This window comes from Enterobacter chuandaensis (assembly GCF_039718975.1).
Lineage (GTDB): Bacteria > Pseudomonadota > Gammaproteobacteria > Enterobacterales > Enterobacteriaceae > Enterobacter > Enterobacter chuandaensis.
In genome coordinates this window covers 3,369,970-3,381,563 of sequence record NZ_CP097173.1, presented here as the reverse complement: position 1 = coordinate 3,381,563, position 11,594 = coordinate 3,369,970, and the positions used below count along the sequence as shown (strand labels likewise).

The following is an 11,594-nucleotide window of genomic DNA, read 5'->3' as shown; positions in this document are numbered from 1 at the left end:
CCTGCCCATCTATTGTTCTTAGCTATCAGAGAAATCATTTTAAACTTCCCGAATGATCTTGATAATCATTCTCATTTTGATAGCATTAAACATAGCAAAGGCTATATTTCCAGAGGCAGATGATGACAAACAGTCGCGTAGAGGGTAGCAGTGGCAGAGCAGCGCGCAAGTTGCGGTTCGCGTTAATGGGACCTGCGTTCATTGCTGCCATCGGCTATATCGATCCGGGTAATTTTGCGACCAATATTCAGGCCGGGGCCAGCTTCGGCTATAAGCTGCTGTGGGTGGTCGTCTGGGCAAACCTGATGGCGATGCTGATTCAGATGCTTTCTGCAAAACTGGGGATTGCCACGGGTAAAAACCTGGCGGAGCAAATTCGTGACCACTATCCGCGTCCGGCGGTGTGGCTCTACTGGGTTCAGGCGGAAATCATCGCCATGGCAACCGATCTCGCTGAATTTATCGGGGCGGCGATCGGTTTTAAGCTGATTCTGGGCGTGTCGCTGTTACAGGGGGCGGTCCTGACGGGGATTGCCACATTCCTGATCCTGATGTTACAGCGTAGGGGGCAAAAACCGCTGGAGAAGGTCATTGGCGGCCTGCTGCTGTTTGTTGCTGCGGCCTATATTGTCGAGCTCGTTTTCTCGCAGCCGAACCTGGCGCAGCTTGGGAAAGGGATGGTCATTCCCAGCCTGCCAACGTCAGAAGCGGTATTTCTCGCCGCCGGTGTGCTTGGGGCGACCATCATGCCGCATGTTATTTATCTCCACTCTTCGCTGACCCAGCACCTTCACGGCGGTACGCGTAAAGAACGCTACTCGGCAACCAAATGGGATGTGGCTATCGCCATGACCATTGCGGGTTTCGTGAATCTGGCGATGATGGCCACCGCAGCTGCAGCTTTCCACTTTAACGGTCATACTGGCGTCGCCGATCTCGACCAGGCTTACCTCACGCTGGAGCCGTTATTGAGCCATGCTGCCGCCACGATATTTGGGCTGAGCCTGGTAGCCGCCGGTCTCTCCTCCACGGTGGTGGGGACGCTGGCAGGGCAGGTGGTGATGCAGGGATTTGTTCGCTTCCATATTCCATTGTGGGTGCGTCGTTCTGTCACCATGCTTCCGTCGTTTATCGTGATTCTGATGGGGCTCGATCCAACACGAATTCTGGTGATGAGCCAGGTGCTGCTAAGCTTTGGCATCGCGCTGGCGCTGGTACCGCTGCTGATTTTTACCAGCAACAAAAACCTGATGGGCGATCTGGTTAACACGACGCGGGTAAAACGGGCCGGGTGGGCCATCGTGGTGGTGGTCGTAGCGCTAAACCTGTGGTTGTTGATTGGCACAGCGCTCGGGTTATAAAAGAAAAAGGAGCCGGGTGGCTCCTTTTTGCATTAATGATGACCGTGGCCGTGGCCGTGACCACCTCGTCCTTTTCCGCCGTGACCCCAGCCGCCGCGGCGGTCGTCACGATCGTTCCAGCCTTCGCGATAGCCGCGTTCATAGGCGTTGTTTTTATACCAGCCACGATGCAGGCCGTTATCGTGCCTGCGCCAGCGGTCACCACGCCATTCATAATGACGGTTCCAGTAGTCACGGTCGCGCCAATAGCCACCGTCCCAGTATCTGCCGTAGTCGTCACGATCGCCAATTTGTAATTTTACTGATGGCAACAGGGTGATTTCGCCCGCAGTGGCGACGAGCGGGGCCGAAGCCAGTAATACCGCTGCAAGAATCAGTGACCTGAACATACTCTATCTCCTTCACGATCGGGGCCTTTGTGGAGCCTGTTAACGCAATATTACGAGTTGGTAAAGGCTCGTTTCATCGCCTCAACTCCGAATTCCTGAATGAGAGCACTTTTTGCTAAAAGTGGATTTATTTTGAACTGCTCAGGATCTGATCGATTAGAGAAAGTTCTTCCGCGGTAAACTGGCGGTTTTCCAGCATACCCACGGCATCATCAATCTGAGCCGTTTTGCTGGCCCCGATCAGCACCGACGTGACTTCCTCATGGCGTAACACCCAGGCGAGCGCCATCTGCGACAGCTTCTGACCACGACTTTCCGCCAGGGCGTTTAGCTTACGTACCTTCTCCAGTTTCTCCTCGGTGATCTGATCCGGGTTAAGGAACTGACTGCCGCTTGCTGCGCGAGAGTCTGCGGGAATACCGTTCAGATAGCGGTTGGTCAATTGCCCGCCTGCCAGCGGCGAGAAGGGTATGCAGCCGACCCCTTTTTCCTGCAGAACATCCAGCAAACCCTCTTCCGGCGCACGTTCGAACATCGAGTATTTCGGCTGGTGGATCAGGCAGGGCGTGCCCAGATCGTTCAGGATATCAATCGCTTTTCGCGCCAGCTCGGCAGGATAGTTGGATAAACCGACATACAGGGCTTTTCCCTGACGCACCAGATGGTCAAGCGCTTTCATGGTTTCCTGCAGCGGCGTCTCCGGGTCAGGACGGTGGTGATAGAAGATATCGACATACTCCAGACCCGTGCGTTTCAGGCTTTGATCGAGGCTCGCCAGCAGGTATTTACGTGAGCCCCAGTCGCCGTAAGGGCCATCCCACATGGTATATCCCGCCTTCGTGGAGACGATCAGCTCGTCGCGCCAGGGCAGAAAATCCTCCTGCAAAATACGGCCGAAATTACGTTCGGCCGACCCCGGCGGGGGACCATAGTTATTGGCAAGGTCGAAATGTGTAATACCCAGATCGAACGCGCGCTGTAAAAGTTGACGGCTGTTTTCGATAAGCGTGGCGTCACCAAAATTATGCCACAGTCCCAGCGAGACCGCGGGCAACCTGAGTCCGCTTCGCCCGCAGCGGCGATACTGCATTGTCTGATAACGATTTTTGTCCGGCTGATAACCCATTCGTAGGACCCCTCGTACTGAAGATAAAAAACAGTGTATGCGTTTACATTAACGTGAAAAAAAGCAGCATAGCCCAGCATTTTTTGTAAAGCATTCTTTCCATACTCTTCTTGTCGCCAATTCTGGACAGTCATCACGCTTATTTAATACTCAAGGTGAGGTCAACATTAGAAGGATACCTGTTTATGCGTACCCCATACTGCGTCGCCGATTACCTGCTGGACCGTCTTACAGATTGTGGAGCCGATCATCTGTTTGGCGTGCCGGGCGACTATAACCTGCAGTTTCTCGACCACGTGATAGACAGCCCGGATATCTGCTGGGTGGGCTGTGCCAACGAGTTAAACGCCTCTTATGCCGCTGACGGATACGCCCGATGCAAGGGCTTCGCCGCGCTGCTGACAACATTCGGCGTCGGAGAGTTAAGTGCCATGAACGGCATTGCGGGCAGCTATGCTGAGCACGTTCCGGTGCTGCATATTGTTGGCGCGCCGGGGATGGCGTCACAGCAAAGAGGGGAACTGCTGCACCATACGCTGGGCGATGGGGAGTTCCGTCATTTCTACCATATGAGCGAGCCGATTACCGTCGCGCAGGCGATCCTGACCGAACAAAACGCCTGTTATGAAATCGACAGGGTACTGACCACCATGCTCCGGGAGCGCCGTCCTGGCTACCTGATGTTGCCTGCCGATGTGGCAAAAAAAGCGGCCACACAGCCTGTAAACGCTCTCACACTTCGGCATGCGCATGCTGACAGCGCCTGCCTGAAAGCGTTCAGGGACGCTGCGGAGCGTCAACTGGTAGCCAGTAAGCGTACCGCGCTGTTAGCGGATTTTCTTGTCCTGCGCCACGGGCTGAAGCATGCGCTACAGAAGTGGGTGAAGGACGTGCCGATGGCGCATGCCACCATGCTGATGGGCAAAGGCATATTCGACGAACGTAACGCTGGTTTTTACGGTACCTACAGCGGTTCGGCCAGTGCCGGCCCGGTAAAAGAGGCGATAGAGGGGGCGGACACGGTGCTGTGTATCGGCACCCGTTTTACCGATACCCTGACGGCCGGGTTTACCCATCAGTTAACGCTGGCGCAGACGATAGAAGTCCAGCCTCATGCCGCCCGCGTCGGCGATATCTGGTTTACCGGCATCCCGATGGTGCAGGCCATTGAAACGCTGCTGGAGCTGTGTAAACAGCATGTGCATGTTAAGCCTGTTCCGGCATCGCAAAGCGCGATGAATTTCCCGCAGCCGGACGGCTCGCTTACGCAGGAGAATTTCTGGCAGACGCTGCAAACGTTTATTCGCCCGGGAGACATCATCCTGGCCGATCAGGGCACCTCGGCCTTCGGTGCGATTGATCTGCGTTTGCCTGCCGACGTGAATTTTATCGTCCAGCCGCTGTGGGGCTCGATCGGCTACACCCTGGCCGCGGCGTTCGGGGCGCAAACGGCATGCCCGAACCGGCGCGTGATTGTGCTGACGGGGGATGGCGCGGCACAGCTGACCATTCAGGAGCTCGGGTCAATGTTGCGTGATAAACAACATCCCATCATTCTGGTGCTCAACAACGAAGGATACACGGTGGAAAGGGCGATCCACGGGCCGGAACAGCGCTACAACGACATTGCGCTATGGAACTGGACGCAAATCCCGCAGGCCCTGAGCCTTGATCCTCAGGCCCAGTGCTGGCGGGTCAGTGAAGCGGAGCAGCTGGCGGACGTGCTTGAAAAAGTAGCGCACCACGAGCGGCTCTCGCTGATTGAGGTGATGCTGCCAAAAGCCGATATCCCACCGCTGCTGGGAGCCATTACCAAAGCGCTGGAAGCGCGCAATAGCGTCTGATTACTTATCGTTTCGCCAGGCCATCATCATCGGTTTGCCCGCCAGCAGGAGCCAGGCGGGCAACATCACGATGCAGAGCAGCGGGAACAGCGTCGAATCCGGCACTACCACCGCCGCCATAAACAGGCTCAGCCATGCATCCCGCGTCACCACCAGTACCAGCCCCAGAATTGAGCAGGAAACGGTAATCGCCGCCGGCACCGCGTCGACGTGCTCGTGCAGCATCAGCCCCAGCGCCACGCCGACAAACACCGCCGGGAAGATGCGCCCGCCGCGGAAACCGCACGCGGCAGCGACGACCAGCGCCGCCAGTTTGATGACGGCAAACAGCAGATAGTCAGAGACGCTAAACACCTGGCTGAAGGCCAGCTGCTGCATCTCGTCCAGACCTTTGAACATGGTCACCGTTCCGCCAATCGTCCCTAAAACACCGAGGATTAATCCCCCCGTTCCCAGAATCAATACCGGATGTTTGAGTTTATGCACCAGTCGGTGCAGGCGCGGAAGACACCATACCGCCACCATTCCCAGTGCGATAGCGATCGCGACGACGATGGCGCCGCTGAATATATCTGCAATCTGCATCTCTCCGTAGTGCGGCAGGGAGAGGGAGAAATGGGGATGGAAAAACAGGCTTGTCGTCAGCGCGCCGGCAGCCGCTGCCATCAGCGGAGCAAACAGCTTATCCCAGAGCGGAACGTCGTTATCACTGGTCAGCGTCTGAGAAAAGATCAGGGCAGCAGCAACGGGCGTGCCGAAAAGCGCCCCGATGGTGCCAGCGGAGGCGAGGATGGTCCAGTCCAGCGCGCCGACGCGAGGCAGAATGCGTGAGCCAAGGTAAACCGCCAGACCAATATTCACCGCCATAATTGGATGCTCGGGGCCCAGACTGACGCCACCCGCCAGGCCCACGATCAGCGCGACGATCAGCCCCGGCAGCGCTGAGGGGGGAACCGGGGCGCCAATCAGGGGTTCCAGCGCCGGGTCCGGTCCGGCGTGGCCGGGACTGAAACGGATCACCAGGCCCACCGCAATACCGGTTAACGTCAGCATCAGGATGATCCACGCAGACGAATCCGCGGTTACCCCCAGTTTTGCCGGTAGCGCCGTCCATAACAGACTTTGCAGCACCGACGCGACTTTCATCACGATAATAAGGACCAGGCTTGAGGCCACGCCAATGAGTAGCGCCGGAATTGCCAGCAACAGCATGGTTCTGGCTCGCGGGTGGAGCATGATGATTTCCTTGTACAAAACGCAATGACGTTACTTTGCACATTAAGCTTTATGGCAATAGTGCAAAAGGTGCTGAAACGGTAAAGTTATTCTGTGACGAAGATCGATAATCCACGGGCATTCACCTTCCGGTCGTTGTTGTTATCACGCCTTGAATTTACAGTGTCCCAAAGATTTATTCTGACTTTAGCGGAGCAGTAGAAGAATGACAAAGTATGCTTTGGTAGGCGATGTGGGCGGCACGAACGCGCGCCTCGCATTATGCGATGTAAGTAGCGGTGAAATTTCCCGGGCGAAAACCTACTCCGGGCTGGATTATCCTAGCCTCGAGGCCGTTGTCCGCGTCTATCTGGACGAGCATCAGGTGAGCGTCGAAGACGGCTGCATCGCCATTGCCTGCCCGATCACCGGCGACTGGGTAGCAATGACCAACCATACCTGGGCATTCTCCATCGCAGAGATGAAAAAGAACCTCGGGTTCGCGCATCTGGAAATTATCAATGACTTCACCGCGGTGTCCATGGCGATCCCGATGCTCAAGCCGGAGCACCTGATTCAGTTTGGCGGCGCGGAGCCGGTCGAAGGCAAGCCGATTGCGGTCTACGGTGCCGGTACCGGTCTGGGCGTTTCGCACCTGGTGCATGTTGCTCAGCGCTGGGTGAGCCTGCCGGGTGAAGGCGGCCACGTGGATTTTGCGCCAAACAGTGAAGAGGAGGGCATTATCCTCGAAGAGTTACGCGCGGAGATCGGCCACGTTTCCGCTGAGCGCGTCCTGTCAGGGCCGGGGCTTGTGAACCTGTACCGCGCGATTGTGAAATCGGACGGTCGTCTGCCGGAAAACCTGCAGCCGAAAGACGTCACTGAACGCGCGCTGGCGGACAGCTGCATCGACTGCCGTCGTGCTTTGTCGCTGTTCTGTGTGATCATGGGGCGTTTCGGCGGCAACCTGGCGCTAACGCTGGGCACCTTTGGTGGAGTCTATATTGCGGGCGGGATCGTACCGCGCTTCCTCGAGTTCTTTAAAGCCTCGGGCTTCCGCGGCGGGTTTGAAGATAAAGGGCGTTTCAGAAGCTACGTGCAGGATATTCCTGTTTATCTCATCGTGCACGATAACCCTGGCCTGCTGGGTTCGGGTGCCCATCTGCGTCAGGTTCTCGGTCAAATCCTCTGACGCATCACAACCCTCTCCCGCGGGAGAGGGTGCTTTCTTTACAGGTGCATCAGCTGGCGGAACTCTTTCACCTTGCTGCGGCTTACCGGTACCTGAAAATCCAGATCCTTCAGACGCAAAATGTAGGTGTTGTTAAACCAGGGTTCGATCTCGCGGATCTTGTTTAAATTGACGCAAAACGAACGGTGGCAGCGGAAAAAGTGTGCCGCCGGCAGCTTGCTGCAAAACTCGGTGATGTTCATCGCCATCACGTACGATTCCCGCCGCGTATAGACAAACGTCATCTTTTCATGGGCTTCGGCATAGTAAATATCATTGACCGGCGTCACGATGATGCGCTCGTCTTTGACGAGATTAATGGTGTCGTTTTCGCGTACCGTTGGAGTGGCGCTAGCGGGAGCGCTCTGCTGCTGCCATGCGGCCTCCAGCTTTTGCAGCATGCTGACAATTCGCGACTCCTGGTAAGGCTTCAGAATATAGTCAAATGCCTCCAGCTCGAAGGCCTCAACGGCGTGCTCTTTCCAGGCGGTAACGAACACAATAAACGGCTTATGGGCAAACTGATTGATGTTTTGCGCCAGTAATACGCCGTCCAGGGAGGGAATATTGATATCCAGGAAAATCGCGTCGACCCGGTTATGCTGCAAAAACTTCAGTACATCCAGACCATCATCAAAGGTACCCACAATCTCCATCTGGCTGTAGGTTTTGATAAGCCAGCTGAGCTCCTGTTGAGCCAGGAATTCATCTTCTACGATGATGACTTTCATATTACTCACCCTGAGGTAACAGTGATGTCGTCGTATGAACAGGGGAGCGTTCATTCGGGACGTAAAAAGCGATTTCAGTGCCTGGTTCAAGACGGTGAATATGCAGCCCGTCGCCATAGAGAAGCTTGACCCGATGGTGCACGTTCAGCAGCCCGATTTTATTTCCCGGCATCTCGTTAGATTCCACCCGTTCAATAACTTTTGGATTAATCCCGTGGCCGGTATCGCGCACGGCAATTCGCACCCGGTTGCCGCTTTCGGTGATGCTGATGGTGACCACCCCTTTGCCTTTGCAGGGCTGAATACCATGAACAATCGCGTTTTCGACCAGCGGCTGGATCAGCAGGCTCGGTATCACGCAGTTGACCTCTTCATCAATATCGTAAATCACCGTGAGCTTGTCGCCAAAGCGCGCCTGCTCGATCGCGATGTAGTCTTTGATCTGATACAGCTCTTTTTTGATGTCGATCTGCTCGTCATCTTTCAGCTCAATGTTGTAGCGCAGATAGCGCGACAGGTTAAAAATCAGCTGGCGCGCGGTGTCCGGATTAAGACGAATGGAGGAAGAGATGGCATTCAGCGCGTTAAACAGGAAATGGGGATTGATTTTGCTCTGCAGCGCGCGCAGCTCTGCCTTATTTGCCATCTCGCGCAGCTGCTCGGCACGGGAGACCTCAAGCTGGGTGGAGATAATCTGCGACAGGCCAATGGCCATCTCCTGTAGCGTAGAGGTGATCTGATGCGCGTGACAGTAATAAATTTTCAGCGTGCCCGTCACCACGCCTTTTTCCCATAGCGGGATCACCAGCATCGAGTGTATTTCCGGCGTCCGGTGGGCTTCATCGTTGTTTTTAATAATGATTTTACCGTAGTTAATCGCCTGTCGGGTGGTTGGGCTAATGGTGTCATCATTATCGCGATAGTTATGCTCCCCGACGCCAACGTAGGCCAGAACGTGGTCGATATTGGTGATGGCAACGGCGTCAGCGTGGATGTCGTGGCGAATGATCTCGCAGACCTGACGCAGCGACTCCGCGTTAACGTGGCGGAAAAGCGGCAGCGTTTTGTTGGCGATATCCAGCGCCAGCTTGGCCTGACGGGCGGCGCTGGCCTCTTTTTCCCCTTCAACGCTCTGTACCAGCAGCACGATAAAACCGATGCAGACGCTGCCGAGGATCATCGGAATACCAATTTTCGAGACGATATCCAGCCCCAGCGCGGTGGTGGGGGCCCAGACGACGACCAAGATCATGGTCAGCGTTTCGCACACCATGCCTGCGACGATCCCGGCGCGCCAGCGCTGCTTTTTCGGGATCTTGCGGCTGATCCAGCCGGAAAGCACCCCGGCAATAATGCTGGTGATAAAGCACGGCACCGCCGTAACGCCACCGATATCAATCAGGTAGCGGTGCGTTCCGGCAATTACGCCGGTGATGATACCCACCCACGGGCCAAACAAAATCCCGCCGGACATGACGGCGATAATACGTACGTTAACCAGCGAACCCTCTACCGGCACCCCGGACCAGGTACTGAACAGGGCGAACAGCGAAAAGATGGCGGTTACTGCCAGCAGCTCTTTCGGCGAGTGTGCGGATTTGTGCAACAGTTCGCGAAACAGGCGAATGCGAATGAGGAAGAACAGGCAAATCAGCATTAATGCCGCACGGTCAAATACCGCCAGCAGCATAGTGAATATTTCGTGCACGAGCAGACCTGGGAAAACGGGAAAGAACCATCATAAAAAACCTGAGGCGCATTGACCAGCTATCCGTCAGGTTTATCAAATGAGGAAAAACCGTAATTTACAAAGGGGATTATATACCGAGGATTGATGTGCCCTGATTTTTTCTCAGCGTTAGTTCGCCAGGTAACTGTTTTGATATCATTGTGTTAAATAACGGCTAACGGAATGGCGTTATCAGAACCCATGCTTCCGCTATCAGGCAGGGCCGTGTTCCGGTTTTCGCGCGTGCGCTTTTTTTTCATTTCCCTCTCGACAGCGTGTTTTTTTTCAGGTTATTTTCTAAGCACGCCACATCGGTGGCAGCGTCGCTCGGACGGTCCGGGCGCTAACGTTAATCTGAGGAATCTATGGCTGAATTCAGTCCTGAACGCCGTTTCACGCGTATCGATCGTCTCCCCCCTTATGTTTTCAATATTACTGCTGAACTGAAAATGGCTGCGCGTCGGCGCGGCGAAGATATCATTGATTTCAGCATGGGTAACCCTGACGGCCCAACGCCACCGCATATCGTTGAAAAGCTCTGCACGGTTGCTCAGCGCCCGGATACGCACGGCTACTCAACCTCGCGCGGTATTCCCAGGTTACGTCGCGCGATCTCGCGCTGGTATCAGGATCGCTATCAGGTTGATATCGATCCGGAAAGTGAAGCGATTGTCACCATCGGCTCGAAAGAGGGGCTGGCACACCTGATGCTGGCCACGCTGGATCACGGCGATACGGTGCTGGTACCCAATCCAAGTTACCCAATCCATATCTACGGCGCGGTGATTGCCGGGGCGCAGGTGCGCTCTGTGCCGCTGGTGGAAGGTGTCGATTTCTTTAACGAACTGGAACGTGCTATTCGCGAAAGCTACCCGAAACCGAAGATGATGATCCTCGGTTTCCCGTCGAACCCAACGGCGCAGTGCGTGGAGCTTGATTTCTTCGAGAAGGTTGTCGCTCTGGCCAAACGTTATGACGTGCTGGTGGTTCATGATTTAGCCTACGCCGATATTGTCTATGACGGCTGGAAAGCCCCGTCGATAATGCAGGTTCCGGGCGCGCGTGACGTGGCGGTGGAGTTCTTCACCCTGTCGAAAAGTTACAACATGGCGGGCTGGCGTATTGGCTTTATGGTGGGTAACAAAACGCTGGTAAGTGCACTGGCGCGTATCAAGAGTTACCACGATTACGGTACCTTCACCCCGCTGCAGGTTGCCGCTATTGCCGCTCTGGAGGGCGATCAGCAGTGCGTTCACGACATTGCTGCTCAGTATAAACGTCGCCGCGACGTGCTGGTGAAAGGGTTACATGAGGCCGGCTGGATGGTAGAGATGCCGAAAGCGTCCATGTACGTTTGGGCGAAAATCCCGGAGCCGTACGCAGCGATGGGGTCGCTGGAGTTTGCTAAAAAGCTGCTGCAGGACGCGAAGGTCTGTGTGTCCCCGGGCATCGGCTTTGGTGATTATGGTGACACCCATGTGCGCTTTGCTTTAATCGAAAACAGCGATCGTATTCGTCAGGCGGTGAGGGGCATCAAGAGTATGTTCCGGGCCGATGGCCTGCTCTCAGCAAAGAGCGTTGCTGAAAACCCCGTGTCCTCATGACATAAAAAAACAGGAGCCAAATGGCTCCTGTTTTTTTGACTGCATGTTCTCACTAGATCATCAGGGCAAAGGTTCCGGCCCAGACTAAAACGATCACCGAAATGCCCATAAAGAAATATTTCACGTTTCATCGCTCCGCGTATCTTGTGGTACGCATTTAAAAACAGAGTCCAACTGATTATAGAGAACTGAAATCCCGGCTAAACAGAAATGAGAATTTTCCCGTTACGCCGATGACTCCCGCTCAGAATTCTGTGCTTTCCTGGTGCCAGACGGCGCTAATGTACGCTTAAAAATGAGGAGTGACAAGAGGGATTTTTTTAAATAATTTCCGCTACTTACGAGTGTCGTGGAACGGCGACAG

At 55.1% G+C, this 11,594-nt stretch carries 10 protein-coding genes; 4 read left to right on the top strand and 6 right to left on the bottom strand.

Annotated elements, in window-relative coordinates; all coding sequences use genetic code 11:
* Nucleotides 1-122: 122 nt before the first annotated feature.
* Nucleotides 123-1,361, top strand: coding sequence for an Nramp family divalent metal transporter (locus MX657_RS16300; protein WP_346808567.1), 1,239 nt, complete (start codon nt 123-125; stop codon nt 1,359-1,361).
* Nucleotides 1,362-1,393: 32 nt separating this feature from the next.
* On the opposite strand, the gene MX657_RS16295 is transcribed toward MX657_RS16300, so the two are convergent.
* Together MX657_RS16295 and mgrA are read right to left on the bottom strand one after the other, a co-directional pair.
* Entirely contained in the window at nt 1,394-1,750 is a 357-nt protein-coding gene (locus MX657_RS16295) for a DUF2502 domain-containing protein (RefSeq protein WP_059354071.1), read from the bottom strand.
* Nucleotides 1,751-1,877: 127 nt separating this feature from the next.
* Nucleotides 1,878-2,876, bottom strand: coding sequence for an L-glyceraldehyde 3-phosphate reductase (gene mgrA / locus MX657_RS16290; protein ID WP_252001944.1), 999 nt, complete (start codon nt 2,874-2,876; stop codon nt 1,878-1,880).
* Between the two features lie 185 nt (nt 2,877-3,061).
* Here mgrA and ipdC point away from each other — a divergent pair, with 185 nt between their 5' ends.
* Nucleotides 3,062-4,720 carry an indolepyruvate decarboxylase gene (ipdC, locus tag MX657_RS16285; RefSeq protein ID WP_346806172.1) on the top strand — a complete coding sequence of 553 codons (1,659 nt, stop codon included), beginning with the start codon at nt 3,062-3,064 and terminating at the stop codon, nt 4,718-4,720.
* On the opposite strand, the gene MX657_RS16280 is transcribed toward ipdC, so the two are convergent.
* Entirely contained in the window at nt 4,721-5,956 is a 1,236-nt protein-coding gene (locus MX657_RS16280; protein WP_119915407.1) for an ion channel protein, read from the bottom strand.
* Nucleotides 5,957-6,161: 205 nt separating this feature from the next.
* Here MX657_RS16280 and glk point away from each other — a divergent pair, with 205 nt between their 5' ends.
* A complete protein-coding gene (glk, locus tag MX657_RS16275) occupies nt 6,162-7,127 on the top strand; it encodes a glucokinase (protein WP_119915408.1) in 966 nt (321 codons plus the stop codon).
* Between the two features lie 38 nt (nt 7,128-7,165).
* Here the strand turns inward: glk and MX657_RS16270 are convergent, their stop codons facing one another.
* Both MX657_RS16270 and MX657_RS16265 read right to left on the bottom strand, forming a co-directional pair.
* Nucleotides 7,166-7,897 (bottom strand): LytR/AlgR family response regulator transcription factor, encoded by a 732-nt coding sequence (locus tag MX657_RS16270; protein ID WP_119915409.1) that lies wholly within the window; start codon nt 7,895-7,897, stop codon nt 7,166-7,168.
* A gap of 1 nt (nt 7,898) precedes the next feature.
* Nucleotides 7,899-9,605, bottom strand: a complete 1,707-nt coding sequence (locus MX657_RS16265; protein ID WP_119915410.1) for a sensor histidine kinase — start codon at nt 9,603-9,605, stop codon at nt 7,899-7,901.
* A gap of 386 nt (nt 9,606-9,991) precedes the next feature.
* Between MX657_RS16265 and alaC the strand changes: the two genes are divergently transcribed.
* On the top strand, nt 9,992-11,230 hold the full coding sequence (gene alaC, locus MX657_RS16260; RefSeq protein WP_028013978.1) for an alanine transaminase: 1,239 nt from the start codon (nt 9,992-9,994) through the stop codon (nt 11,228-11,230).
* 52 nt (nt 11,231-11,282) lie between these two features.
* On the opposite strand, the gene ypdK is transcribed toward alaC, so the two are convergent.
* Nucleotides 11,283-11,354, bottom strand: a complete 72-nt coding sequence (ypdK, locus tag MX657_RS16255; protein WP_099458937.1) for a membrane protein YpdK — start codon at nt 11,352-11,354, stop codon at nt 11,283-11,285.
* Nucleotides 11,355-11,594 lie beyond the last annotated feature (240 nt).

What these genes read in the sequence shown, in the direction of transcription:
- MX657_RS16300 (WP_346808567.1), top strand. Translation starts at nt 123, where the DNA reads ATGACAAACAGTCGCGTAGAGGGTAGCAGTGGCAGAGCAGCGCGCAAG.
- MX657_RS16270 (WP_119915409.1), bottom strand. Translation starts at nt 7,897, where the DNA reads ATGAAAGTCATCATCGTAGAAGATGAATTCCTGGCTCAACAGGAGCTC.
- ipdC (WP_346806172.1), top strand. Translation starts at nt 3,062, where the DNA reads ATGCGTACCCCATACTGCGTCGCCGATTACCTGCTGGACCGTCTTACA.
- alaC (WP_028013978.1), top strand. Translation starts at nt 9,992, where the DNA reads ATGGCTGAATTCAGTCCTGAACGCCGTTTCACGCGTATCGATCGTCTC.
- MX657_RS16280 (WP_119915407.1), bottom strand. Translation starts at nt 5,956, where the DNA reads ATGCTCCACCCGCGAGCCAGAACCATGCTGTTGCTGGCAATTCCGGCG.
- MX657_RS16295 (WP_059354071.1), bottom strand. Translation starts at nt 1,750, where the DNA reads ATGTTCAGGTCACTGATTCTTGCAGCGGTATTACTGGCTTCGGCCCCG.
- mgrA (WP_252001944.1), bottom strand. Translation starts at nt 2,876, where the DNA reads ATGGGTTATCAGCCGGACAAAAATCGTTATCAGACAATGCAGTATCGC.
- glk (WP_119915408.1), top strand. Translation starts at nt 6,162, where the DNA reads ATGACAAAGTATGCTTTGGTAGGCGATGTGGGCGGCACGAACGCGCGC.